This is a genomic window from Vibrio sp. 1727 (assembly GCF_033344415.1).
GTDB classification, from domain to species: Bacteria; Pseudomonadota; Gammaproteobacteria; order Enterobacterales; family Vibrionaceae; genus Vibrio; species Vibrio alginolyticus.
This window is the reverse complement of the sequence record NZ_JAWPOT010000408.1, coordinates 1-620: the sequence shown is the minus strand read 5'-3', so window position 1 is coordinate 620 and position 620 is coordinate 1. Positions and strand designations below refer to the sequence as shown.

The following is a 620-nucleotide window of genomic DNA, read 5'->3' as shown; positions in this document are numbered from 1 at the left end:
ACCGCCCAAAAACGCCAGTAACGCAATCTCGCTTGCCCCCACCGCCATCGGCACACTGATCACGTAAGTATCGGCAGATGTTCCGCTCAATAACCCTTGCCCGACCCACGCGATTGGCAACACAAATACGCCCATCAAAATCAGATACCGCGGGAACAACCAACGCGCGACATGCAAGTCTTGCGCACGTTCATTTTCCACCACCATGGTGTGAAACTGGCGCGGCAAACAGACAATTGCCAACATGGTCAGCACAGTATGAATCAATAAGGTTGGAATGTTTGGCGACTGGTAGGTTTCAGAAGCCACTTCAATCAGACTCAAGTCTTCAGTACTCATCGCCAGCCAGACAATGAAAATCCCCACCACCAAAAACGCCAGTAATTTGATGATGGATTCGAACGCGATCGCCATCATCATCCCACGGTGATGCTCAGTGTTATCAATATGGCGAGTACCAAACAACATGGTAAAAATGGCCAGTGCCACCACGACAAACCAAGACACGCTGTCATTCTGATAACCAAAATCGGTCGCCAATGCCGGGGCGATGATCTCCAACCCCATGGTGATGCCACGCAGCTGCAAGGCGATGTAAGGCAAGATCCCTGCCACCGCAA

The 620-nt window shown here is 51.3% G+C and carries 1 pseudogene; it reads right to left on the bottom strand.

Going from position 1 to position 620, the window contains the following annotated elements:
- A pseudogene (locus tag R8O10_RS26030) lies at positions 1–620 on the bottom strand (hybrid sensor histidine kinase/response regulator); the annotation flags it as partial.